Genomic DNA, 22,088 nt, shown 5'->3' on the forward strand with positions numbered 1-22,088 from the left:
CAGTGAACTCGTCCGGCCGTGCACCGCGCGTGTCGTAGTGTGCTGTCAACGACAGAAAGGCGCACCGTGGACCTTCGCATCGGCATCCAGAACTCCCCCCGCGAGCTCGGCTTCGAGACCTCGCAGACGGCGGAGGAGGTCGAGCAGGCCGTCTCTGCCGCCCTGACCGGCCAGTCGCCGGTGCTGCGCCTCACCGACTCCAAGGGCGCGGTGTTCGTGGTGCCCGCCGCCGCCCTCGCATACGTCGAGATCGGCACCGAGGCGGCCCGCCGGATCGGCTTCGTCGGCTGATGGAGCTGCTGTTCGTCACCCTCGGCGGGGCGCTGCTCGGACTCGCCGCGCGGTACTCGATCCCGCGTCGCGCGCTGCACGGCGTGCTCGTCGTCCCGGCCGTGGGCGCCGGGGTGGCGGCGGTCGTGTGGGTCGCGCTCACCTGGCTGGGCCTGGCGTGGGACGGCGGATGGATCTGGGTCGCATCGCTCGTCGCGTCGGGCCTCGCCGCGGTGGGCGTCGCGATGCTCCTCGGCCCGCGTCGCGAACGCGACGACGCCGAGACGTTCGCCCGCCTCGCGAAGGTGGGCGTCGCCCGCTCCTGAGCCGGGCCGCTCGCACCTCAGGCGGTGAGCCCGAGCGCGTCCATGCGTCGCGTGTGCGCCGCGATGAGCTCGGTGAAGACCGGTTCGACGTCGGCTCCGAGCGCGCCGCTCGCCTCGGCCGCCCGCAGCGCCGACCGCGCGATGAGGAGCGTGTCGCCGACGAGGCTGCGGCCCCACAGCGCGAGGCGGTCGTCGAGCGTCGGCTCCGTCGCGATCGCCTCCGAGAGCTCCCGCTCGATGACCTCCGATGCCCCGCGCTCGCGCAGGATGCCGCGCACGCGTGCGCCGAGCTCGGCGGGCAGCCCCTCGGACAGCTGGGCGAAGTAGTCGTCGAGCATGCCCGAGGTGATGTGGATGCCGAGCAGCAGCTCGTACCAGTCGGCCCCGGAGGTGGCCTGCCGGAACCGGTCGGTCGCGGGCGCGAACGGCGCCATGACCTCGGCCGGCTCGGCGCCGAGGCGGCGCAGCTCGGCGATCAGGTCGTGGTGCTTGCGCAGGGCCACGCCCGCGGCGGCGCTCAGCCCCTCCTTCGCGGCCAGGTCGGGCGCGGTTGCCACGGCCTTCGCGAGGCTCTCGAAGAACTCGAGCTGGATGTAGGCGGCCTGGCCGAGGAACGCGACCGGCTCGGGGACGATCTCGGTGAAGTCGATCCGGGTGAGCTCGGTCGGGACGACCCGCGGCCGCATGCGCGGGGCATCGGGGCGCGGCAGGCGCGCGCGGGACCAGTTCGCCATGTCGGACAGCATATCCGGGCGCTCACAGCCGCCTCCGATAGGCTGTGGGTGCACGCGGGCGATGGATCCGCGGCCGTGCGCCTGGGATCGGAACAGGGCGCACCTCTCATTCCGCATCACCGACAGGCAGATACTTGACCACGTTCACCGAACTCGGCATCGCGCCCGACATCGTCGAGGCCCTCGCCGGGAAGGGCATCGTCGATGCCTTCCCGATCCAGGAGCAGACCATCCCGCTGGCCCTCTCCGGCCAGGACATCATCGGCCAGGCGAAGACCGGCACCGGCAAGACCTTCGGGTTCGGCCTGCCGCTCATCCAGCGCCTCGGCGACGACCCCGAGGGCGGCGTGAAGGCGCTCATCGTGGTGCCCACGCGCGAGCTGTGCGTGCAGGTCACGGAGGACCTCGAGCTCGCGGCATCCAATCGCCCCACCAAGATCGTGTCGATCTACGGCGGCAAGGCGTACGAAGGCCAGATCGAGCAGCTGAAGGCCGGCGCGCAGATCGTGGTCGGCACGCCCGGCCGCCTGCTCGACCTGGCGAGCCAGCGCCTGCTGTCGCTGAAGAACGTGAGCGAGATGGTGCTCGACGAGGCCGACAAGATGCTCGACCTCGGCTTCCTCGCCGACATCGAGAAGCTGTTCTCGCAGACTCCGGCCACGCGCCACACCATGCTGTTCTCGGCGACCATGCCGGGGCCGATCGTCGCGCTCGCGCGCCGCTTCATGCTGCGCCCGATCCACATCCGCGCGACCGACCCCGACGAGGGCCTCACCCAGGCCAACATCAAGCACCTCGTCTACCGCGCCCACTCGCTCGACAAGGACGAGGTCATCGCCCGCATCCTCCAGGCCGAGGGCCGCGGCAAGACCGTCATCTTCACGCGCACGAAGCGCGCGGCGGCGAAGCTCGTCGAAGAGCTGAACGACCGCGGCTTCAACGCCGCCGCCGTGCACGGCGACCTCAACCAGGACCAGCGCGAGCGCGCGATGGCGGCCTTCAAGGCCGGCAAGAAGGACGTCCTGATCGCCACCGACGTGGCGGCGCGCGGCATCGACGTCGACGACGTGACGCACGTCATCAACCACACCATCCCCGAGGACGAGAAGGCGTACCTGCACCGCGTCGGGCGCACCGGGCGCGCGGGGAAGACCGGCATCGCGGTGACCTTCGTCGACTGGGACGACCTCCACAAGTGGGCGCTCATCAACCGGGCGCTCGAGTTCGGCCAGCCCGAGCCGACCGAGACGTACTCGTCGAGCCCGCACCTCTACACCGACCTCGACATCCCGGCGGGCACCAAGGGGCGGCTGAAGCCCGCACCCACGGCGCCCCCGACGCGCTCGAGCACCGCGGGTCGCCGCGAGGGCGAGGCGGCGACGGATGACGCGTCCCGTCCGGCCCGGTCCCGCTCGCGTCGTCGCACCCGGGGCGGTCGCCCCGACGGCGAAGGCGCCGCGGCGTCCCCCGCCGCCGAGGGCGGCGCTCCGGCCGAGGTCAGGGAGCCGGGTGCCGGCACCCACGACGGCAAGGGCCACGAGCACCACGACGGCAAGCCGGCGCCGCGGCGCCGTCGTCGCCGCGGCGGCCGTTCCGGCGGCGCCGCCGCTCCCGCTGCCCAGGCCTGATCGGTCCGGTCAGCGCGCCGCGCGTTCGCCCGCGCGAGGCACCACGGGCGACGAGCCCGTGCCCTCCGAGAGGATCCGGGCGACGACCTCGGGCTCGGTCGTGCACTCGCCGAGCCGGTTGGGCTTGCCCCGACCGTGGTAGTCGCTCGATCCGGTGACGGCGAGCCCGTAGCGTTCGGCGAGCCGGCGGAGCCGCGGCATCGCGGAGGCGGTGTTCTCGGGGTGGTCGACCTCGAGCCCGAACAGGCCGGCGTCGACGAGCTGCCGGATCCGCGCTTCGGGGAGCACGTCCTCGGCGCCGCGCGTGCCGGGGTGGGCGAGCACGGGCACGCCGCCGGCCGCGCGGATCAGGCGGATGCCGGTCAGCGGGTCGGGCGCGTAGTGCGGCTGCGCGTATCCCGAGCGCCAGTGCAGGATGCCCGCGAACGCGTCGGACCGGGTCTGCGCGTGGCCCCGGGCGACGAGCGCGTCGGCGATGTGCGGCCGGCCGATCGTGGTCCCCGCACTCGTCTGGGCGAGCACGTCGTCCCAGGTCAGGTCGTAGTCGGCCGCGATCCGCTCGACGATGCGCTCGGCACGGGTCTGCCGCGACTCGCGGATGCGGGCGGTCTCCGCGAGGAGGCCCCCGTCGTCCGGGTCGACGAGGTAGCCGAGCACGTGCACGCTGGCGAACTGCACCCGGGTCGACAGCTCGATCCCGGGGATCATCACGACGCCGTGCTGCTCGGCGGCGGCGCGCGCCCCGGCCCATCCGGCCGTGGAGTCGTGGTCGGTGATGGCGAACGCCCCGAGTCCCGCCCGGGCCACGGCGGCCACGAGCTCCGCCGGGGAGTCGGTGCCGTCGGAGACCGTCGAGTGCGTGTGCAGGTCGGCGCGGACGGCGACGGGGATGTCGGCCATCCCACCATCGTACGGGCGGCCTCCCCGCCGACTCCCAGCCGACATGCGGCGCGCTCCGGCGTCCCGCCCCGGACGCTGGCCTACGCTGGATGGCGATGCTCCCCCGCACCCTCGGCTGGGCGTTCGTGCTCGGCACCGCCGCCCTCGCCGCCGTCCTCCTGTGGCCCCAGGCGTTCGGCCTGCAGAACCAGTGGATCGCCGCCCACGTCGTCGCACTGCGCGGTGCGGCGGCGGCGTGCGCGGCGGTCGCCTCCGGGTTCTTCGTCGCCCTCGCGTTCGGACGGTCCGGGCGACGCTTCGGCGCCGCCATGGCCGCGATCCTCATGCTGTTCGCGGTCGGCAACGCGGGCGTGCTCGCCGTGCGCGGACTCGGCCTGGCCGGCGCACCCGCGGCGGCGCCATCCGACTCGGTCACCGTGCTCTCGTGGAACACGCTCGGCGAGGTGCCCGACGCGGCGACGATCGCCGACCTCGCGCTGGCCGAGCGCGCCGACGTCGTGGTGCTGCCCGAGACGACCGCACCGCTCGGCGAGGAGGTCGCGATCGCCATGCGCGAGGGCGGCCGCCCGATGTGGGTGCACACGCAGGCCTTCGACGACGTCGCGAAGGCCCGCTCCACGACGATCCTCATCACGCCGGACCTCGGCGAGTACGCGGTGGTGAACGCGGGGTTCCCGGGCCCTCCGGGCAACACCAACACGCTGCCGAGCGTCGTGGCCGACCCGGTGTCGGGCAGCGGGCCCCGCATCGTCGCGGTGCACGCCGTCGCCCCGATCCGATGGGAGCTGCGGAACTGGCGGAGCGACCTCGACTGGCTCGCCGAGCAGTGCGCGGGCGACGACGTGATCATGGCCGGCGACTTCAACGCGACCCTCGACCACTTCGCCGGCCGCGGCGTCGACGGGGGCGACCTGGGGCGATGCGCGGATGCCGCGGCGGCCGGCGGCGCCGGCGGGGTGGGCACCTGGCCGACCGGCCTCCCCGCCCTCCTCGGCAGCCCCATCGACCACGTGATGGCGACGCCGTCGTGGTCGGTCGAGTCCTTCCGCGTGCTCGAGGGCTTCGACGACGCGGGCAGCGACCACCGCCCGGTGGTGGCGACCCTCGTCCGCAGCTGAGGGCCGGCGCCGGTGCGAGAATGGGACGCATGACGAACACCGGCGACGCCACCGCGACGGCCCACGAGGCCCGCACCCTCGACGAGACCACGGCCGAGGAGTCCGGCCGCAACGCCAATCGGTCGACGACGCCGGAATCCGAGGGGTTCAAGTCGTTCATCCGCGGCGGCTGGGCCGAGCGCGACGAGACCCCGCCCGCGCCGCGCGAGCAGGCGGCGCATGCCGCGGCGCGGCGGGCACGCGTGTCGGCCGCGTTCCCCGGCCAGCGCCTCATCGTCCCCGCCGGCGACGTGAAGCAGCGCGCCAACGACACCGACTACCCGTTCCGGGCCCACTCGGCGTTCGCCCACCTCACCGGCTGGGGTTCGGACTCCGAGCCGGGCGCCGTGCTCGTGATGGAGCCGAGCGGCGACGCCGGCCACACGGCCACCGTGTTCTTCCGGGAGCGCGCCGGCCGGGACTCCGAGGAGTTCTACGCCAATCCCGCGATCGGCGAGTTCTGGATCGGCGCGCGCCCGTCGCTCGAGCACGTCGCGGCCGACCTGCAGCTCGAGACGCGCGGCGTCGCCGAGCTCGAGCACGTCGTCGACCGGGTCGACACCGCGACGCTCGTCGTGCGCGAGGCCGACGCGGCGATCACCGAGCGGGTCGACCACGCGCGACTGCGCTACGCCGCCGAGGCCGCGCTGACGACGAACGCGTCGGATGCGCCGTTCAGCCTCGAGGTCAACGCCGAGCACGAGCCCGACGCGGACTTCGCGCGCGTGCTGTCCGAGCTCCGCCTCGTGAAGGACGACTACGAGGTCGCCGAGCTGCGCGCCGCGGTCGACGCGACCGAGCGGGGGTTCGCCGAGGTGCTCGCCGAACTCCCGCGGATCACGAGCGAGGTCCGGGGCGAGCGCGTCATCGAAGGGGTGTTCGCGACGCGCGCACGCCTCGACGGCAACGACGTCGGCTACGCCTCGATCGCGGCCGCGGGGCCGCACGCGACCATCCTGCACTGGACCCGCAACGACGGTCCGGTCGTGCCCGGCGACCTCGTGCTGCTCGATGCGGGCGTCGAGCGCGACAGCTACTACACGGCCGACATCACGCGCACCTTCCCGGTGAACGGCACGTTCTCGCCCGTGCAGCGCCGGGTCTACGAGGCCGTGCTCGAGGCGGCGGACGCCGCGTTCCGCGTGGTGCGTCCCGGCGCGATCTTCCGCGAGATCCACGCGGCAGCGATGGCGGTCATCGCCGAGCGCACGGCCGAGTGGGGCTTCCTGCCCGTCTCCGCCGAGGAGTCGCTGCAGCCCGAGAACCAGTTCCACCGCCGGTACATGGTGCACGGCACGAGCCATCACCTCGGACTCGACGTGCACGACTGCGCGCAGGCCCGTCGCTCGATGTACATGGACGGCGTCCTCGAAGCGGGCATGGTCTTCACGATCGAGCCCGGCCTGTACTTCCAGCCGGACGACCTGACGGTGCCCGAGGAGTTCCGCGGCATCGGCGTGCGCATCGAGGACGACATCCTCGTCACGGCCGACGGCGCCGAGAACCTCTCGGCGCGCATCCCGCGGACGGCCGACGAGGTCGAGGCGTGGGTGCGCGGCGCACGCGGCTGACGCGACGCCTCGTCGCGGGGCAGCGGGGCGGATGCCTCGGGGCGGGCGTCAGGCGCCGGCGTCCCGCCCGTCGCGCGCGGCGCGACGCCGCGCATCCTGGGCTTCGCCATAGGTGAGCGGGCGCGAGTCGTCGACCGGCGCGGCCGGCTCGGGAACGCTCGGCTCGGCCGCGGGCGCGTCGACGGGCGGCTCTGCGGGCGGCGCCTGGGTGGCCGGCGGGGCGGCGGGCGGCGCGGCGGGCGCCGGGGCCGCGGGCGCGGCCGGGCTCGCGGCATCCGTCGCCCCCAGCACGGTGCGCGCGCGAGCGACGTGCCCGGGGTCGCCGATGATCGCGTACCGGGTCGCGAGCACCTGCATGACCGACGTGAAGTCGCGCCGGCGCCGGTTCAGCGAGTACGACACGACGCTGAAGATCATGCCGAAGCCGGCGCCGATGAGGATGGCCGCTCCGAGGATGCCGAGCGACGTGCCGGTCGGCGAGAAGATGAACAGCAGGAGGCCGAGGAACGTGCCGAACCACGCCCCCGAGAGCGCGCCGGCGCCGGCGGCGCGACCCCAGGTGAGCTTGCCGGTGATGCGCTCGACGGTCGTGAGGTCGTGGCCGACGATCGAGAGCTCCTTGACCGGGAACTCCGCCTTGGCCAGCTTGTCGACCGCGGCCTGCGCCTCCTGGTAGGTCTCGTAGCTCGCGATGGTCTCGCCCTGGGGCAGGGTCGGGTAGGTGCGGCCGAGGCGGCCGCCGAACGGGCTCTGACTGCTCACCCGGCCATTCTCCCATGCGGCCGCTCGCACGGGCCGGAAGGGAGGCCTGCGGGGTAAGTTGGGGATGTGAGCGCCACGAGAGTCTTCGTCGCCCGACTCGCCGGGTGCCCCGTCTTCGACCCGGCGGGCGACCGGGTCGGCAAGGTGCGCGACGTCCTCGTCGTGTACCGCAAGAGCGACCCCCCGCGGGTCGTCGGACTCATCGTCGAGATCCCGGGCAAGCGCCGCGTCTTCGTGTCGATCGGCCGGGTGACGTCGATCGGCGGCGGGCAGATCATCACCACTGGGCTCATCAACCTGCGCCGGTTCGAGCAGCGCGGCGGCGAGGTGCGCGTGATCGCCGAGATGCTCGGGCGCAAGGTCGCCTTCAACGACGGTTCGGGGTCCGCGACCATCGAGGACGTGGCGATCGAGGAACGCGACCCGGGCGAGTGGGAGGTCGACCAGCTCTTCGTCCGCCGCCCGAAGACGAGCGCCTCGCCGTTCGCCAAGGGTCCGTCGGCGTACGTGACCTGGCGCGAGGTGCGCGAGCTGACCGCGGCCGGCGAGGCGCAGTCGGCCGAGCAGCTCATCGCGACGTACTCGGAGCTGAAGCCCGCCGACCTCGCGACCACGCTCCTCGACCTCCCGCCGCGCCGTCGGCAGGAGGTCGCGGCCGAGCTCCCGGACGACCGGCTCGCCGACGTGCTCGAGGAGATGCCCGAGTCCGACCAGGTCGACATCCTCGCCAAGCTCGGCGACGACCGCGCGGCCGACGTGCTCGACCACATGTCGCCCGACGACGCCGCCGACCTCATCGCGCAGCTGCCCGAGGAGCGCGGCGAGCACCTCCTCGAGCTCATGGAGCCCGAGGAGGCCGAGGACGTGCGGTTCCTCCTCTCGTACGGCGCCGACACCGCGGGCGGCCTCATGACGACCGAGCCGATCATCGTGTCGGCGGATGCCACGGTGGCCGAGGGCCTCGCGCTGATCCGACGTCACGACCTCCCGCCTGCGCTCGGCGCGGCGGTGTGCGTGACGCTCCCGCCGTACGAGCCGCCGACGGGGCGCTTCCTCGGCATCGTCCACTTCCAGCGGATGCTGCGCTACCCGCCGCACGAGCGCCTCGGCTCGCTCATCGACCAGGGGCTCGAGCCCGTGACCGCCGACACGTCGGCGGCCGAGGTGAGCCGCATCCTCGCCAGCTACGACCTCGTGTCGGTGCCCGTCGTCGACGAGAAGCACCGGCTCGTGGGCGTCGTCACGATCGACGACGTGCTCGACTACCTGCTGCCCGATGACTGGCGAAGCCATCCCGATTCCGAGTCGGAGGTGACCAGACGCGCGACCGCCCGCGCCCAGCTCGCCACCGGCAGCATCCCGATCGCACCCGGAAGGAGGGCAGGAGATGGCACGCGCTGAGTCCGACGACCGTCGGTTCGACACCCCGAAGGGGCTGCGACGGTCGGGACCGCCCCTGCGCCTGTCCGGCGACCGCGACCGGTTCGGCCGGTTCACCGAGTGGATCGCACGCGGCATGGGCACGCCGGGCTTCCTCCTCGGTCTGACGGTGTTCGCCCTCGGCTGGATGGCGTGGAACACGTTCGCGCCCGAGCCGCTGCGGTTCGACTCCATCGCGATCGGGTTCACGGCCCTGACCCTGGCCCTGTCGCTGCAGGCGTCGTACGCGGCCCCGCTGATCCTCCTCGCGCAGAACCGGCAGGACGACCGCGACCGCGTGCAGATCGAGCAGGATCGCCAGCGCGCCGAGCGCAACCTCGCCGACACGGAGTACCTCGCGCGCGAGGTCGTCGCGCTCCGGATCGCCGTGCGCGAGCTCGCCTCGAAGGACTTCATCCGCCAGGAACTGCGGCAGGTGCTCGACGAACTCGAGCGCCGCGACGACGAGGACGGCGCGAATGGCGCGTCCTGACCCCGCTGCGGGCGCCTCCGCGGCGTCGGCCCGGATGGCCCCCGCGGAGGTCGAGCGCGCGGTGCACGCCGCGCTGGGCGGCGTGATCGACCCCGAGATCCGCAGGCCGATCACCGAGCTCGACATGGTCGGCGCGGTCGCGGCGACCCCCGGCGGAGTCGAGGTCGACGTGCGCCTCACCATCATCGGCTGTCCCGCGTCGGATCGCATCGAGCGCGACGTGCGCGCGGCCGCGGAGCAGGTCGTCGGCCCCGGCAACGCGGTCGTCCGGCTCGGCGTCATGACGCCCGAGCAGCGGCAGGCGCTCACCGAGCGGCTCCGCGGCGGCCGGCAGGCCCGCGGCAACCCGTTCGGCCCCGGCACGCTGACGCGCGTCCTCGCCGTGACGAGCGGCAAGGGCGGCGTCGGCAAGTCGACCCTCACGGCGAACCTCGCGGTCGCGCTCGCGGCGCGGGGCCTCTCGGTCGGACTCGTGGACGCCGACGTGCACGGCTTCTCGATCCCGGGACTCCTCGGCCTCGTCGACGCCCAGGGCAACGCGCCCCGGCCCACCCGGGTCGACGACATGATCCTGCCCCCGGTGGCGCACGGCGTGAAGGTCATCTCCATCGGCATGTTCGTCGAACCGACGAGCCCGGGCGGGCGCGGTTCGTCCGTGGCGGTGGCCTGGCGCGGGCCGATGCTGCATCGCACGCTGCAGCAGTTCCTCACCGACGTGTACTTCGGCGACCTCGACGTCCTCCTCCTCGACCTGCCTCCCGGGACGGGCGATGTCGCGATCTCGCTCGGGCAGCTGCTTCCGAACGCCGAGGTCGTGGTCGTCACGACCCCGCAGCCTGCGGCGGCCGACGTCGCCGAGCGCTCGGGCCTCGTCGCCCGGCAGACCGGTCAGCACGTCGTGGGCGTGGTCGAGAACATGGCGGGCTTCGCGCAGCCCGACGGCACGGTGCTCGACCTCTTCGGCGAAGGCGGCGGCGCCGAGGTCGCGCATCGCCTCTCCGCGGGCGTCGACGAGCCGGTGCCGCTGCTCGCGTCCGTGCCGCTCAGCGTGGGCCTCCGGCGCGGCGGCGACGACGGCGTGCCCGTGGTCCTCGCCGAGCCCGACGACCCGGCGGCTCGGGCCATCGAACGGGTCGCCGACGCCCTCGCGCAGCGTCGGCGCTCGCTCGCGGGCCGCCCGCTCGACGTCCGGGTGCGGTGAGGCGGATGCCGCGCGCGCGACGGGCCGGGCGGGCGGCGTCCGCCGTCGCCGCGGTGGTCGCCGTGCTGGCGCTCGCGGCCTGCAGCACCGGCGGATCCGGTGCGAACGGCGCCGAGGACGCACTCGCGGCGACCGCCGTCGACGGGCTGTCCGTCGAGGTCCGCCAGGGTCGCTTCGACGTCCCCGACCGCGTGCTCGTGGTGTCGTTCGCCAACGACGGCGGCGAGCGCGTGGTGATCGAGCGGGCCGAGGTCGTCTCGCCCGCGCTCGAGCCGGGCATGGAGCGCACGAGGCCGATCGAGCTCGACCCCGGCGACCGGCTCGACGCCCGCTTCCCCCTGACCGGCAGCGTGTGCGATGCGCGTCCCGACACGACGATCGAGGTGCTCGTGCACCGCGACCACGGCGACGAGCCGGAGGGCGCCCGAGCCGCCCTCGTGCCGGACGACCCCTTCGACACCATGGCGCGCATCGCCGACCGGGACTGCCTCGCCGAGTCCGTCGCGGCCGCCGCGGCGATCGTCCTTCCCGAGCGGCTCCGCGTGAGCGGGACGGGCGCCGACGCCCGGGCGGTCATCGACGTGCGGGTCGAGCCCCGACCGTCCGGCGACGCCGCGCTCGGCATCGACCGGGTCCTCGGCACGACGCTCATCGGGTCCGAGGCGGGCGGCTCCTGGCCGGTCGGGATCGAGGTCGCGGCCGGCGACGCGCCGGTCACGGTCGAGCTGCCCGTGCGGCCCGCGCGGTGCGACGCGCACGCCATCGCGGACGACAAGCGCGGCACCATCCTGCCGTTCGAGGTCACGACGTCGGACGGCCGCGCGGGCGCGCTCGAACTGCCTTCCGGCGACGCGCTCAAGGCCGACCTCTACGCCTACTACGGCGAGCGCTGCGGCCTAGACTGACGGCGTGCCCATCGCCGCCACCCGAACGCCGGTCCACTCCTCCTTCGACCACCTGCTGCGCGACGTGGTGGCCTCGACCGGCCGGTCGGTGCCCGTCCTCTCGCCGGCGACGGGCGAGCGCCTCCTCGACCTTCCCCGCTCGAGTGCCGACGACGTGCGCGGCGCCGTCTCGCGCGCGCGGCTCGCGCAGCTCGCGTGGGCACGGGTCGGCTTCGCCGAGCGCCGGCGCGTGCTGCTGCGGGCGCACGACCTCCTCCTCGACCGGCGCGAGGACCTGCTCGACCTGACGCAGCTCGAGAGCGGCAAGACCCGGGGCCAGGCCTTCGAGGAGGTCTTCCAGGCGGCATCCGTCACCCGATGGAACGCGCTCAGGGCGCGTCGCGTGCTCGGCGGCGGACGACGTCGGGCGGGCATCCCGCTGGTGCTCTCGGCTCGCGTGCGGTACCGCCCGAAGGGCGTGGTCGGCGTGATCACGCCGTGGAACTACGCCGTGAGCCTCGGCGCGATGGACGTCGTTCCCGCCCTCGCCGCCGGGTGCGCCGTCGTGCAGAAGGCCGACGACCAGGGCGCCCTGTCGGTGCTCGCCCTGCGGCGCGCCTTCATCGACGCGGGACTGCCCGAAGCGGTGTGGGCGGTCGTCGCCGGCGATCCGGCCGAGGCCGGCGAGGCCCTGACCGACGAGGTCGACTACATCTGCTTCACCGGGTCGACCGCGACCGGCCGGCGCATCGCCGAGAAGGCGGGTCGGCGGCTCGTGGGCGCCTCGCTCGAGCTCGGGGGGAAGAACGCGCTGATCGTGCTCGACGACGTCGACGTCGAGCAGGCCGCCGCGGATGCCGCGCACGCGTGCTTCTCGTCGATGGGGCAGCTGTGCGTCTCGATCGAGCGCATCTACGTCCACCGCCGCGTCGCGGAGCCGTTCACCGCGGCCCTCGCGGCGCGGCTGGCCGACCCGCGGATCGGCTCGGGACTCGATCACGAGGCCGACTACGGGAGCCTCGCGACCGAGACCCAGCTCCGACGCGTGCAGGCCCACCTCGACGACGCCGTGGCGAAGGGCGCGCGTGTCCTCGTCGGCGGGCGGAGCCGCCCCGACGTCGGCCCGTGGGCGTTCGAGCCGACGATCCTCGCCGACGTCCGGCCCGACATGCGGGTCGCGACCGAGGAGACGTTCGGCGCGATCGCGAGCGTCGCGGTCGTCGACGACGAGACCGAGGCGGTGCTGCTCGCGAACGCGTCCGAGTACGGCCTCAACGCCTCGGTGCTCACGGGGTCGACGCGCTACGGCCTGCGGCTCGCGCACGAGATCGATGCGGGCAGTGTGAACGTCAACGAGGGCTACCGGGGGAGCTTCGGATCCGTCGACGCACCGATGGGCGGGCTCAAGGAGTCGGGGATCGGCCGTCGCAACGGCCCCGAGGGGCTCCGTCGCTTCGTCGACCCGGTGACGATCTCGGTCAACCGGCGGCTGATCCCGCTGCCGCACACGGGCCGCGAGTACGCCCGCCTGGTCGGGCCGCTCGTGCTCCTGGCGCGCGTCCTGCGCGCCGTCCGGCGCGCCTGACGCAGCGCGCGCGCCGACGGGTCAGGTGGCCTCGGAGTCGAACGGCGCGCCCTCGCCCACGGCGAGGGCCTCCCGCTTGCGCTTGCGCTGGAGGTAGGCCGAGTTCTCGTTGACGGCGGCGCGCGCGACGACGGGGCGCTGCGGCTCGGCGAAGGGGTCGACATCGCTCAGGGCCTCGCGGATGATGCGGCGGGGGTCGTACTGGCGCGGGTCGAGCTTGCGCCAGTCGACGTCGTCGAAGTCGGACCCCATCTCCTGGCGCATGCGATCCTTCGCCCCGTTGGCCATGTCGCGCATGGAACGCACGAGCCGGCCGAGCTGCGCGGCGTAGTGCGGCAGTCGCTCGGGGCCGAGCAGGAAGACGGCGATCACCCCGATGATGAGGAGTTTGTCGAAGGTGAGCCCGCCCATGTGCTCAAGGATAGTGGGCGGCGAGGCGTGCGGCGGCACCTCGGGAGGGGCCCCTAGGCTGGGGGGTCGAGAGAACCCCGGGAGCCGCCACGTGTCCGAACACGACCTGAACTGGAAGTACGTCGACGAGTCGGTCGTCGAATCCGAGTCGATCGCGAAGGCCCGTCAGCAGTCCCTCGAGCTCGGCGTCGAGCCGGTCTCGCCGGCCGTCGGCGCGCAGCTCGCCGTGATCGCGGCGGCCGCCGGTGCCCGGGCGATCATCGAGGTCGGCACGGGCGTGGGGGTCTCGGGGCTGTGGATGCTGCAGGCCGCTCGCGGCGCGCACCTCACCTCGATCGACACCGAGACCGAGTACCAGCAGCACGCGCGCGAGCACTTCACCGAGGCCGGCATCGCGCCGGCGAGGGTGCGCCTCATCGCGGGTCGCGCGAGCGAGGTGCTGCCGCGCATGAACGAGCGGTCGTACGACCTCGTCTTCGTCGACGCCGACGCGCCGTCGGTGATCGAGTACGTCGAGCACGGCCTGCGGCTCGCGAAGCCCGGCGGCAGCGTGCTCGTCGCTCGTGCGCTCTGGAAGGGGAGGGTGGCCGACCCGGCACGGCGGGACGACGCGGCGACGGCGTTCCGCGGGCTCATCTCGGAGCTCGCGGCCTCCTCCGCCGTCGTCACCGCCATCTCGCCGGCCGGGGACGGCCTGCTGCAGATCGTGAAGCTGGGCGCCTGAGGTCAGGCCGCGTTCACGACGCCGCCGAGGACGTCGTAGAGTTCCTTGGCCTCAGCGTCGTTCACCGAGACGACGAGACGACCGCCACCCTCGAGGGGCACGCGCACGATGATGAGGCGCCCCTCCTTCACAGCCTCCATCGGTCCGTCTCCAGTGCGTGGCTTCATGGCCGCCATTGAGCTACCCCTTTCGTGGCTGAACCTCCATTATCCCGTACCTCGGAGCCTGCCGGGAAATCCCCTCCGCTTTCCCGAGATCAGGGCGGCGTCCAGTCGGCCCCGTCGATCCCCCACGCGATCAGCAGCCACCCGACCTGCAGCGCGAGGAACAGCGCCACCAGGCCGCCCCGCCACCACGGCGAGCGCGGCACCGCGAGCGCCCCGACGACGGGGAACAGCGGGGCGAGGATCCGGAACGTGCTCGACTGCGGGAAGAACACGGCGAAGACGTAGAGCGCGTAGCTCGCGAGCCACAGCCGGACGTCGACGCCCAGGCGCCGCACCCACGGCGAGGCCAGGGCCGCGGCGAACGCCACCACGAGCGCGATCGGGACGATGGTCCCCATCGGCTGGCCCAGCCACCACTCCCCCGACTGGAACCACGGCGTGAGCGGCACGAGCTCCACGTAGCCGATGTACGCCGAACGCCAGGCGAGCTCGGTGTCGGTGTAGGCGCTCGGCGACCCGGTCGCGGCCCAGGCGATGGCGGGCCAGGCCAGCCCCGCGATGCCGGCGAACACCGCGACGGATGCCACGACCACGCGCTCGCGCCCCGGGAACGGATCGCGGTCCCGCGTGAACCAGCGCACGATCCAGTGCAGGCCGAGCGTGAGCGCGAACGCGAGGGCGCCGGGCCGGCTGAAGGCCCAGACCGCGAGCACCGGCACGAGCCATCCGTACCGCCGGTCGACGAGCAGCAGCAGCGCGACGGCGAGCCACAGGAAGCCGAGCGACTCGGCGTAGCCGAACTGCATGATGGGAGCGACGGGCGCGACGCAGAACAGCACGACCGCGAACATCGCCTGGTCGGGCTCGAGGAACCGCGACATGAGCCGGTGGAACACGAGGGCGGCGCCGAGCCCCGCCGACAGCGCGATGAGCACCGCGGCGACGTCCCACGGGACCCCGACCGCGGTGAACAGCCGCACGATCCCGGGGAACACGGGGAGGAACGCCCAGGCGTTCTCGGCGACGTGCCCGTCGTCGGTCAGCGGGAGCTCCGTGGGGTACCCGGCGGCGGCGATCACCTGGTACCAGCGCGAGTCCCAGATGTTGGCGTACTCGAAGTAGCCCGGTCGCGCCGCGGTCCACGGGTTGGCGCCCTGCTCGCGCGCGAGCAGCAGGACGAAGACCGTCGTGACGACGCGCGACGCCGCGTAGACCGCGATGACGCGGCCCCACCACGGCAGCAGGCGCCACCGCACGCGGGGCGCCCAACGTCCGTACCGGACGACCTCCGGTCGCCGGTCGCCGACCTCGATGCCGCTCACCGCGCGCCCTACGCGGCGGGGCCGGACAGCCAGTCGCGCAGCGCCCGCTCGCACGCGACGATCTCGTCGCAGTCGACCCGCTCGTCGTCGGCGTGGGCCAGCAGCGGGTCCCCGGGGCCGAAGTTGACGGCCGGGATGCCGAGCGCGCTGAAGCGCGCGACGTCGGTCCACCCGTACTTGGGCCGCGCCTCGCCGCCGACCGCGCGGACGAACTGCCGGGCGAGCGGGTCGTCGAGGCCCGGACGGGCGCCCTCGGACGCGTCGACCACGGTCACGTCGTACTCGGGGAACAGCTCGTTCACGTGCGCCGTGGCATCCGCCACCGACCGGCTCGGCGCGAAGCGGTAGTTGAGCGTCAGCACCGCCTCGTCGGGGATGACGTTGCCGGCGACGCCGCCGCGCACGAGCACCGCGTTGAGCCCCTCGCGGTAATCGAGCCCGTCGACCCGGACGGTCTCGGCCTCGTACGCCGCGAGCCGCTCGAGCGCGGGCGCGAGCTTGTGGATGGCGTTGTCGCCGACCCAGCTGCGCGCCGAGTGCGCCCGGCGACCCGCGGCGCGCAGCTCGACGCGGAGCGTGCCGTTGCAGCCGCCCTCGACCTCGGCGCGCGTCGGCTCGCCGAGGATCGCGAAGTCGGCGCGGAACAGGTCGGGGTGCACGCGGAGCACCCGGCCCAGCCCGTTGAGGTCGGCCGAGACCTCCTCGTGGTCGTACCACATCCACGTCACGTCGACGGCGGGCTCGGCGAGCTCGTACGCGAGCTTCAGCTGCACGGCGACACCCGCCTTCATGTCGACCGTGCCGCGTCCCCACAGGATGCCGCGCCCGTCCACCTCCTCGTACTGGGTGGGCAGGTTGTCGTTGATGGGCACGGTGTCGAGGTGCCCTGCGATCACGACGCGCCGGGCTCGTCCGAGGTTCGTCCGCGCGACGATCGTGTCGCCGTCCCGCACCACCTCGAGGTGGTCGGCACCCTCGAGCGCAGCGACGACGAGGTCGGCGAGCGGCCCCTCGTCGCCCGACACGCTCGGCACGTCGCAGATCGCCCGCGTGATCGCGACCACGTCGTCCGTGAGGTCGAGCGCGGCCCTGGGTCGGACGGGAGCAGCCATGCGCTCGAGTCTACGGCGACCGGACCGGGCGGGCGGATGCCGCGACGCGGCCGCCGCCGTCACGCGCCGACCCGACGACATCCGGCTCGGTACCCTTGAGGCATGCCCGCAGACACGCCGAACACGACCGCGCCCACCGCCGCCTGGGGCGACGGGCTCGCCACGATCGCCGCCGACGGCACGGTGCTCGACACGTGGTACCCGGCGCCGCAGCTCGGCGACCTGCCGTCGCCCGAGCCCTCGGCGTGGGAGCCGCCGGCCGGCTCGGTCGGCCCCGACGAGCGGCGCGGCGTCCGCGTCGAACCGGTGCGGGTCGCGGTCCGGCTCGACGAGGCCCCCGCGGGCACCTCGGACGCCTACCTGCGGCTGCACCTGCTCTCGCACCTCCTCGTGCGACCGAACTCGATCAACCTCGACGGGATCTTCGGCCACCTGCCGAACGTGGCCTGGACCAACGCCGGTCCGGTCCACCCCGGCGACCTCGAGCGCCTCCGGCCGGTGCTGCAGCGGGCCGGCATCCACATCACCGGCCTCGACAAGTTCCCGCGCCTGCTCGACTACGTGGTGCCCGAGCGCGTGCGCATCGCCGACGCGTCGCGCGTGCGGCTCGGTGCGCACCTCGCGCCGGGCACGACGGTCATGCACGAGGGGTTCGTGAACTTCAACGCCGGCACGCTCGGCACCTCGATGGTCGAGGGACGCATCTCGCAGGGCGTCGTCGTCGGCGACGGCAGCGACATCGGCGGCGGCGCCTCGATCATGGGCACGCTGTCCGGCGGCGGGACCGAGCGGGTCGCGATCGGCGAGCGCGCCCTCCTCGGCGCGAACTCGGGCATCGGAATCTCGATCGGCGACGATTCCGTGGTCGAGGCGGGGCTCTACGTCACGGCCGGCACCAAGGTCGCCGTGCGCGGCGCCGCCGGCGAGCGCGACCGCATCGTCAAGGCGGTCGAGCTCTCGGGCCGCCCCAACCTGCTCTTCCGGCGCAACTCCCTCGACGGCCGCGTCGAGGTCGTCTCGCGGTCCGGCGAGGGGGTCGTGCTCAACACCGCGCTGCACGCCTGACCGCGCTGCCCGGCGGCGTCCGTCGCGCCCTGCGGCCGGGTACAGTGATGACCCGAGGCCGCCCCGCGGGCGGCCGCCCGCATGCGCGCCGGGGCGCTGCGGGGAGCACGAGGGAGTGACGTGGGCACCGACGCGCCGAGGACCGCTCGACACCGATGGGGACGGTTCGCGGTCGGACTGCTCGTGACCGTGCTCGTCGTCGCGGTGATCGCCGCCGGGCTCGGCTGGTGGACCGTGCAGCGCTCGTTCCCGACCGCGTCGGGTCGCACCGACGTCCCGGGTCTCGCCGCGCCGGCCACGGTGTATCGCGACGACGCGGGCGTGCCGCACATCGTCGCCGAGACCGACGCCGACCTGTTCTTCGCCCAGGGCTTCGTGCACGCCCAGGACCGGTTCTGGGAGATGGACCTGCGCCGCCACGCGACGGCCGGCCGCCTGGCCGAGCTGTTCGGCGAGTCGCAGGTCGCCAGCGACGCCTTCGTGCGCACCCTCGACTGGCGCGGCGTGGCCGAGCAGGAGTACCTGCTGCTCGACGCCGAGACGCGCGCGGCCTTCGACGCGTACGCCGAGGGCGTGAACTCCTACCTCGACCGCCGGTCCGGGGTCGAGCTGTCGCTCGAGTACGGCCTGCTCGGCCTGCAGCGGCCCGGATACGAGCCCGAGCCGTGGACCGCCGTCGATTCGATCGCGTGGCTGAAGGCCATGGCGTGGGACCTCCGGTCCAACCTCGGCGACGAGATCGACCGCGCACTGCTGTCGGCCGAGCTCCCGCCCGAGGAGGTCGCGCGACTGCACCCGGGCTTCCCGTTCGGCGCCAAGCCCACGATCGTCGACGGACCGGTCGCGGCGGCCCCCGCGGCGGAGCAGATTGGGCCGATCGGCACGGATGCCGCGGCATCCGTCGCACCGCGAGACGAGCCCCTCGCCCCCGGTCACGTCGACGCGCTGGCCTCGCTCGCGTCGACCCTCGACGGCCTCCCGGAACTGCTCGGACCCGAGGGAGGCGACCTCGGCTCGAACTCGTGGGTCGTCTCCGGGGCGCTCACCGAGTCGGGACTGCCGCTGCTGGCGAACGATCCGCACCTGGGCCCCGCGATGCCCTCGATCTGGACCCAGACCGCGCTCAGGTGCGCCGAGCTCAACGACGCCTGCCACTACGACGTCAGCGGCTTCGGCTTCGCCGGGCTGCCGGGCATCGTCATCGGGCACAACGACCGCATCGCGTGGGGTCTCACCAACATGGCCCCGGACGTCGCCGACCTCTACCTCGAGCGCGTGCAGGGCGACGCGTACGAACTCGACGGCACGCTCGTGCCGCTCACGGTGCGCGAGGAGGTGATCGAGGTCGCCGGCGGCGAATCGGTCGAGCTCGCCGTCCGCGCCACCGATCGCGGTCCCATCGTCACCGACATCTCCGCCGACTTCGCGCGCGTCGCCGAGGACTTCGCGGCGGTCGCCGCGCCCGGCGAGCCGCCCGCGTCGGCGGAGGCCGAGCTCGAGGTCTCGCTGCAGTGGACCGCGCTCTCGGCGGGCAGCACGCCCCGCGCCATCCTCGCCCTCAACCGCGCACGCGGTTGGGAGGACTTCCGGGCCGCGGCCGCGCTCTTCGACGTGCCCGCCCAGAACCTCCTCTACGCCGACATCGACGGCAACATCGGCTACCAGGCCCCCGGGCGCATCCCCGTCCGCGCCGCCGGCGACGGCACCCTGCCCGTCCCGGGCTGGACGAGCGCGAACGGATGGACCGGCTTCGTCGACTTCGCCACGCTGCCCTCGGTGCTGAACCCCGAGCGCGGGTACCTCGTGACCGCGAACAACGCGGTCGACGACGGCGGGCCGACGCTCACGAGCGACTGGGACCTCGGCTACCGGGCCGAGGGCGTCGAGCGCCGCCTCGGCGCGTTGATCGCCGAGGGCCGGCCGATCACGGGCGACCTGATGGCCGAGATCCAGCTCGACACCCGCGACGCGAACGCCGAGGCGCTGCTCCCGGTCATCGCGGAGCTCGACCTCGACGGCGACGCCGCCCGCGGGGCGCGACTGCTCGACGGCTGGAGCGGAGCCGCCGACGCCGACAGCGCCGAGGCGGCGTACTTCGCGGTCTTCTGGCGCACGCTCCTCGACCGCATGTTCGGCGACCTGCCCGAGGCCACGCGTCCGGAGGGCGGCGACCGCTGGTTCTCCGTGGTGCACACCCTGCTCGGCGAGCCCGACAGCACGTGGTGGGCCGACGACGGGTCGGATGCCGCAGGGCGCGACGCGGTGCTCGCCGCCGCGCTGGAGGCCGCGTGGGCCGAGGCATCCGATCGCATGGGCGATGACCCGGCCGACTGGCGCTGGGGCCGGCTGCACACGCTGACGCTCGAGCACTCCTCGTTCGGGTCGTCGGGCATCGGCGCCCTCGAGTGGGCCTTCAACCGCGGCCCGTACGAGCTGGGCGGCGGTTCGGCGATCGTGAATGCGATCGGATGGGACGCGAGGCTCGGATACGAGGTCGACTGGGTGCCGTCCATGCGCATGGTCGTCGACCTCGACGACTTCGACGAATCGACGTGGGTCAACCTCACGGGCGTGTCGGGACACGCGTTCCACCGCAACTACGACGACCAGGCCGAGCTGTGGCGCGACCAGCGGATGCGGCCGTGGGCCTTCAGCGTCGGGGCCGTGCGCGAGACCTCGCGGGACGTGCTGCAGCTGCGGCCGCCGGGCGACTGACGCGCCGGCCCCGCCGTCCGCGGTGCGAGGACGGGCTCCCGCACCGCGGCGCGGCGGTCAGCGCAGCACCGAGCTGAGCAGCAGGCTCGTCTCGCTGTTGACGACACCCACGATCGAGCGGATGCGGCCGAGCACGCGATCGAACTCGCCGAGCGTCCCGGTCCGCAGCTCGGCCACGAGGTCCCATCCGCCGTTCGTGGTGTGCAGCGCGATGATCTCGGGGAAGCCGCGGAGGCGCCGGATCACGTCGTCGGTGCTTCGGCCCTCGACCTCGATGAACGAGATGGCGTGGATCGCGAGCGGGTCGGCCTCGTCGCGCACGCGGACCGAGAACCCGATGATCGTGCCGGATGCGACGAGCCGGTCGATGCGGCCGTTCACCGTCGCGCGGGCGACGCCCAGGCGGCGTGCGAGCTCGGCGACCGGGGCGCGTCCGTCCTCGCGCAGGAGCGCGAGGAGCCGGCGGTCGAGGTCGTCGAGGTTGTCCATGCGCACATCGTACCTCCATGCTGCGCAGATCGATCACACCGTGCGCGCACCGATGGCAGAACGCTCGTTGCCGTTGCATATCGACGGGATCTAGCCTGATCGCAGGCAATTCGAAAGGAACGTGATGACGAGCTTCGTCGACGTACGCAACATGGTCGGCTGGGTCGCCAGCACCGGTCCCGAGCGCATCATCGCCGGGATCATGGAGTACCTCGAGCAGGACTTCGCCCGGTGGGAGAGCTTCGACAAGACCCCCCGCGTGGCCAGCCACACCCCGTTCGGCGTGATCGAGCTCATGCCCACGAGCGACCACGAGTCGTACGCCTTCAAGTACGTCAACGGGCACCCCTCCAACCCCGCGCGCGGCTACCAGACCGTGACCGCGTTCGGCGTGCTCGCCGACGTGCACAACGGCTACCCGACGTTCCTGGCCGAGATGACGGTCCTCACCGCGCTCCGCACCGCCGCGACGTCGGCCTTCGCCGCGAAGCTGCTCGCCCGCCCCGACTCCCGGGTCATGGCCATGATCGGCACGGGCAGCCAGGCCGAGTTCCAGGCCCTGGCCTTCCGCAGCGCGCTCGGCATCACGTCGCTCCGCGTGTTCGACGTCGACCCGGATGCGATCGCGAAGTTCGTGCGCAACATGCTCCCCCTCGGCTTCGAGATCGAGGTCGCGGGCAGTGCGGCCGAGGCCCTCGAGGGCGCCGACATCGTCACGACCTGCACCGCGGACAAGGCGCGCGCGACGGTCGTCGCCGACGAGTGGGTGCGCCCCGGCATGCACCTCAACGCCATCGGCGGGGACTGCCCCGGGAAGACCGAGCTCGACCCGGCGATCCTCGACCGCGCGAGCGTGTTCGTCGAGTACACCCCGCAGACGCGGATCGAGGGGGAGATCCAGGCCAAGGCGCCCGACTTCCCGGTGACCGAGCTGTGGGAGACCCTGACCGGCCGGGCCGCCGGCCGCACGAGCGCCGAGCAGATCACGCTCTTCGACTCGGTCGGCTTCGCGATCGAGGACTTCTCGGCGCTGCGGTACGTGCGCGACCAGGTGGCGGGCACGGCGTTCGAGCAGCGCATCGACCTCGTCGCCGACCCCGAGGACCCGAAGGACCTGTTCGGCATCGTCGGCGCGTTCTCCCCGGTGAGCTGA

The 22,088-nt window shown here is 73.6% G+C and carries 22 protein-coding genes; 14 read left to right on the plus strand and 8 right to left on the minus strand.

Annotated features, from left to right (window positions below):
• Positions 1 to 66: 66 nt before the first annotated feature.
• Positions 67 to 291, plus strand: coding sequence for a DUF3107 domain-containing protein (locus WBQ80_RS03790; RefSeq protein WP_336571261.1), 225 nt, complete (start codon positions 67 to 69; stop codon positions 289 to 291).
• The gene (locus WBQ80_RS03795) at positions 291 to 596 is read left to right on the plus strand and encodes a hypothetical protein (RefSeq protein WP_336571262.1); all 306 of its coding nucleotides are present in this window, start codon (positions 291 to 293) and stop codon (positions 594 to 596) included. Before WBQ80_RS03790 ends, WBQ80_RS03795 begins: the two co-directional genes overlap by 1 nt.
• Positions 597 to 613: 17 nt before the next feature.
• Here WBQ80_RS03795 and WBQ80_RS03800 read toward each other — a convergent pair whose 3' ends face one another.
• Complete coding sequence (locus WBQ80_RS03800; protein WP_336571263.1) at positions 614 to 1,330, minus strand: ferritin-like fold-containing protein; 717 nt, start codon at positions 1,328 to 1,330, stop codon at positions 614 to 616.
• A gap of 134 nt (positions 1,331 to 1,464) precedes the next feature.
• Between WBQ80_RS03800 and WBQ80_RS03805 the strand changes: the two genes are divergently transcribed.
• Complete coding sequence (locus tag WBQ80_RS03805; RefSeq protein WP_336571265.1) at positions 1,465 to 2,958, plus strand: DEAD/DEAH box helicase; 1,494 nt, start codon at positions 1,465 to 1,467, stop codon at positions 2,956 to 2,958.
• Between the two features lie 9 nt (positions 2,959 to 2,967).
• Here the strand turns inward: WBQ80_RS03805 and WBQ80_RS03810 are convergent, their stop codons facing one another.
• Entirely contained in the window at positions 2,968 to 3,858 is an 891-nt protein-coding gene (locus WBQ80_RS03810; RefSeq protein ID WP_336571266.1) for a PHP domain-containing protein, read from the minus strand.
• 95 nt (positions 3,859 to 3,953) lie between these two features.
• Between WBQ80_RS03810 and WBQ80_RS03815 the strand changes: the two genes are divergently transcribed.
• Together WBQ80_RS03815 and WBQ80_RS03820 are read left to right on the plus strand one after the other, a co-directional pair.
• Complete coding sequence (locus WBQ80_RS03815) at positions 3,954 to 4,976, plus strand: endonuclease/exonuclease/phosphatase family protein (protein ID WP_336571267.1); 1,023 nt, start codon at positions 3,954 to 3,956, stop codon at positions 4,974 to 4,976.
• Positions 4,977 to 5,005: 29 nt separating this feature from the next.
• A complete protein-coding gene (locus WBQ80_RS03820; RefSeq protein ID WP_336571268.1) occupies positions 5,006 to 6,586 on the plus strand; it encodes an aminopeptidase P family protein in 1,581 nt (526 codons plus the stop codon).
• Positions 6,587 to 6,634: 48 nt separating this feature from the next.
• Here WBQ80_RS03820 and WBQ80_RS03825 read toward each other — a convergent pair whose 3' ends face one another.
• Positions 6,635 to 7,348 (minus strand): general stress protein, encoded by a 714-nt coding sequence (locus tag WBQ80_RS03825; RefSeq protein ID WP_336571270.1) that lies wholly within the window; start codon positions 7,346 to 7,348, stop codon positions 6,635 to 6,637.
• A gap of 66 nt (positions 7,349 to 7,414) precedes the next feature.
• On the opposite strand from WBQ80_RS03825, the gene WBQ80_RS03830 reads away from it, so the two are divergent.
• From WBQ80_RS03830 to WBQ80_RS03850, 5 genes are read left to right on the plus strand one after another with little or no spacing between them, the layout of a single operon-like run.
• Positions 7,415 to 8,749: a magnesium transporter MgtE N-terminal domain-containing protein gene (locus WBQ80_RS03830; RefSeq protein WP_336571271.1), complete on the plus strand. Its 1,335-nt coding sequence runs from the start codon at positions 7,415 to 7,417 to the stop codon at positions 8,747 to 8,749.
• Complete coding sequence (locus WBQ80_RS03835) at positions 8,736 to 9,260, plus strand: DUF1003 domain-containing protein (RefSeq protein WP_336571272.1); 525 nt, start codon at positions 8,736 to 8,738, stop codon at positions 9,258 to 9,260. Before WBQ80_RS03830 ends, WBQ80_RS03835 begins: the two co-directional genes overlap by 14 nt.
• 34 nt (positions 9,261 to 9,294) lie before the next feature.
• Complete coding sequence (locus WBQ80_RS03840; protein ID WP_336571308.1) at positions 9,295 to 10,461, plus strand: Mrp/NBP35 family ATP-binding protein; 1,167 nt, start codon at positions 9,295 to 9,297, stop codon at positions 10,459 to 10,461.
• Positions 10,462 to 10,466: 5 nt separating this feature from the next.
• Positions 10,467 to 11,366, plus strand: a complete 900-nt coding sequence (locus WBQ80_RS03845) for a hypothetical protein (RefSeq protein ID WP_336571273.1) — start codon at positions 10,467 to 10,469, stop codon at positions 11,364 to 11,366.
• A 4-nt stretch (positions 11,367 to 11,370) separates the two neighbouring features.
• Positions 11,371 to 12,930: a succinic semialdehyde dehydrogenase gene (locus WBQ80_RS03850; RefSeq protein WP_336571274.1), complete on the plus strand. Its 1,560-nt coding sequence runs from the start codon at positions 11,371 to 11,373 to the stop codon at positions 12,928 to 12,930.
• Positions 12,931 to 12,951: 21 nt separating this feature from the next.
• Here the strand turns inward: WBQ80_RS03850 and WBQ80_RS03855 are convergent, their stop codons facing one another.
• Positions 12,952 to 13,341 (minus strand): twin-arginine translocase TatA/TatE family subunit, encoded by a 390-nt coding sequence (locus tag WBQ80_RS03855; protein ID WP_336571276.1) that lies wholly within the window; start codon positions 13,339 to 13,341, stop codon positions 12,952 to 12,954.
• Positions 13,342 to 13,432: 91 nt separating this feature from the next.
• Between WBQ80_RS03855 and WBQ80_RS03860 the strand changes: the two genes are divergently transcribed.
• Positions 13,433 to 14,065, plus strand: coding sequence for an O-methyltransferase (locus WBQ80_RS03860; protein WP_336571277.1), 633 nt, complete (start codon positions 13,433 to 13,435; stop codon positions 14,063 to 14,065).
• 2 nt (positions 14,066 to 14,067) lie between these two features.
• On the opposite strand, the gene WBQ80_RS03865 is transcribed toward WBQ80_RS03860, so the two are convergent.
• From WBQ80_RS03865 to dapE, 3 genes are all read right to left on the minus strand, one after another.
• Complete coding sequence (locus WBQ80_RS03865) at positions 14,068 to 14,241, minus strand: DUF3117 domain-containing protein (protein ID WP_019179788.1); 174 nt, start codon at positions 14,239 to 14,241, stop codon at positions 14,068 to 14,070.
• A gap of 80 nt (positions 14,242 to 14,321) precedes the next feature.
• Entirely contained in the window at positions 14,322 to 15,554 is a 1,233-nt protein-coding gene (locus tag WBQ80_RS03870; RefSeq protein WP_336571279.1) for a hypothetical protein, read from the minus strand.
• 8 nt (positions 15,555 to 15,562) lie between these two features.
• Entirely contained in the window at positions 15,563 to 16,666 is a 1,104-nt protein-coding gene (gene dapE, locus WBQ80_RS03875) for a succinyl-diaminopimelate desuccinylase (protein WP_336571280.1), read from the minus strand.
• A 102-nt stretch (positions 16,667 to 16,768) separates the two neighbouring features.
• Between dapE and dapD the strand changes: the two genes are divergently transcribed.
• Entirely contained in the window at positions 16,769 to 17,731 is a 963-nt protein-coding gene (dapD, locus tag WBQ80_RS03880) for a 2,3,4,5-tetrahydropyridine-2,6-dicarboxylate N-succinyltransferase (RefSeq protein WP_336571282.1), read from the plus strand.
• Positions 17,732 to 17,851: 120 nt separating this feature from the next.
• Positions 17,852 to 20,446, plus strand: a complete 2,595-nt coding sequence (locus tag WBQ80_RS03885; RefSeq protein WP_337282463.1) for a penicillin acylase family protein — start codon at positions 17,852 to 17,854, stop codon at positions 20,444 to 20,446.
• A gap of 57 nt (positions 20,447 to 20,503) precedes the next feature.
• On the opposite strand, the gene WBQ80_RS03890 is transcribed toward WBQ80_RS03885, so the two are convergent.
• The gene (locus WBQ80_RS03890; RefSeq protein ID WP_336571286.1) at positions 20,504 to 20,935 is read right to left on the minus strand and encodes an Lrp/AsnC family transcriptional regulator; all 432 of its coding nucleotides are present in this window, start codon (positions 20,933 to 20,935) and stop codon (positions 20,504 to 20,506) included.
• Between the two features lie 124 nt (positions 20,936 to 21,059).
• On the opposite strand from WBQ80_RS03890, the gene WBQ80_RS03895 reads away from it, so the two are divergent.
• On the plus strand, positions 21,060 to 22,088 hold the full coding sequence (locus tag WBQ80_RS03895) for an ornithine cyclodeaminase (protein ID WP_336571288.1): 1,029 nt from the start codon (positions 21,060 to 21,062) through the stop codon (positions 22,086 to 22,088).

The sequence above is a fragment of the Agromyces sp. CCNWLW213 genome (assembly GCF_037199545.1).
In the GTDB taxonomy this organism is placed as follows: Bacteria; Actinomycetota; Actinomycetes; order Actinomycetales; family Microbacteriaceae; genus Agromyces.

Coding starts and splice junctions, on each gene's coding strand:
- WBQ80_RS03840 (WP_336571308.1), top strand. CDS start 9,295: ATGGCCCCCGCGGAGGTCGAGCGCGCGGTGCACGCCGCGCTGGGCGGC.
- WBQ80_RS03835 (WP_336571272.1), top strand. CDS start 8,736: ATGGCACGCGCTGAGTCCGACGACCGTCGGTTCGACACCCCGAAGGGG.
- WBQ80_RS03800 (WP_336571263.1), bottom strand. CDS start 1,330: ATGGCGAACTGGTCCCGCGCGCGCCTGCCGCGCCCCGATGCCCCGCGC.
- WBQ80_RS03865 (WP_019179788.1), bottom strand. CDS start 14,241: ATGGCGGCCATGAAGCCACGCACTGGAGACGGACCGATGGAGGCTGTG.
- WBQ80_RS03855 (WP_336571276.1), bottom strand. CDS start 13,341: ATGGGCGGGCTCACCTTCGACAAACTCCTCATCATCGGGGTGATCGCC.
- WBQ80_RS03895 (WP_336571288.1), top strand. CDS start 21,060: ATGACGAGCTTCGTCGACGTACGCAACATGGTCGGCTGGGTCGCCAGC.
- WBQ80_RS03890 (WP_336571286.1), bottom strand. CDS start 20,935: ATGGACAACCTCGACGACCTCGACCGCCGGCTCCTCGCGCTCCTGCGC.
- dapD (WP_336571282.1), top strand. CDS start 16,769: ATGCCCGCAGACACGCCGAACACGACCGCGCCCACCGCCGCCTGGGGC.
- WBQ80_RS03845 (WP_336571273.1), top strand. CDS start 10,467: ATGCCGCGCGCGCGACGGGCCGGGCGGGCGGCGTCCGCCGTCGCCGCG.
- WBQ80_RS03810 (WP_336571266.1), bottom strand. CDS start 3,858: ATGGCCGACATCCCCGTCGCCGTCCGCGCCGACCTGCACACGCACTCG.
- WBQ80_RS03815 (WP_336571267.1), top strand. CDS start 3,954: ATGCTCCCCCGCACCCTCGGCTGGGCGTTCGTGCTCGGCACCGCCGCC.
- dapE (WP_336571280.1), bottom strand. CDS start 16,666: ATGGCTGCTCCCGTCCGACCCAGGGCCGCGCTCGACCTCACGGACGAC.
- WBQ80_RS03820 (WP_336571268.1), top strand. CDS start 5,006: ATGACGAACACCGGCGACGCCACCGCGACGGCCCACGAGGCCCGCACC.
- WBQ80_RS03795 (WP_336571262.1), top strand. CDS start 291: ATGGAGCTGCTGTTCGTCACCCTCGGCGGGGCGCTGCTCGGACTCGCC.